1 protein-coding gene is annotated in these 879 nt (G+C 76.9%); it reads right to left on the bottom strand.

All coding sequences use genetic code 11. The annotated features are described in order from the left end of the window. Positions 1-879: polyketide synthase dehydratase domain-containing protein (locus G3I65_RS54945; RefSeq protein WP_203612771.1), on the bottom strand; the 879-nt coding region annotated here is incomplete at both ends.

The raw sequence follows: 879 nt of genomic DNA on the forward strand, positions 1-879 counted from the left end.
CGCCGCGACGTCCGCGCCGCCGACCGCGCCGCGGGTGAGGAAGGCGAGGCGGGACTTCGCGAACCGGTCGTCGGCCAGCCAGTCCTGGACCAGCCCCAGTGCCCGGGCGGTCAGCTCGTGGGCGGCGGGCACGACGTCGCCGTCGCCGGCGAGCGCGACGGTCACCACCGCGGGGACGTCGGTGAGCGACGCGAGGTCGCCGGTCAGCGCGGTGACCTCCGCCGCGGTGCCGGGCAGCACCACCGGCGTCCAGTCGAGCCGGAACAGCGAGTCGGCCGTGGTGTCCACATCGGACGGTGGGCGCAGGGTGACGGTGCCGATCGAGGCCACCGGCGTTCCGGCGGCGTCGGCCAGCGCGATCGACACCGTCTCGGCGTCCACCACGCGCAGCCGCGCCCGCAACGCCGTGGCACCGCTCGCGTGCAGGGACACCCGGTCCCAGCGGGCCGGGACGAGACCGCCGGAACCGAGCAGGTCACCTGCTTCGCGCAACACGGCCTCGAGCAGCGCCGGGTGCAGGCCGAACCCACCGGCCCCGGCGTCGAGCGCGACCTCGGCGTACACGGTGTCGCCGAGCCGCCAGGAGCCCGGGGACAGCGGTTCGGCGCCGGGCGGCGGCCAGGTGGGGTCAGCGGGGTCGAGGTGCTCCCCCGTCGCGAGCACGCCGGCGGCGTGGCGGATCCAGGGCCGGTCTTCGAGCCGCGAGTGGACGCTGACCTCGCGGCGCCCGGTTTCGTCCGGCTCGCCGACGCGCAGCTGCAGCGCGACGGCGTCCCGCTCGCCCAGCACCAGCGGAGCTTCGACGGTGAGCTCCTCGACCAGGTCGCAGCCGAGCTGCTGCCCGGCCCGCAGGGCCAGCTCGAGGAACCCGCTGCCGGG

Source organism: Amycolatopsis sp. SID8362 (assembly GCF_010550475.1).
In the GTDB taxonomy this organism is placed as follows: Bacteria; Actinomycetota; Actinomycetes; order Mycobacteriales; family Pseudonocardiaceae; genus Amycolatopsis; species Amycolatopsis eburnea.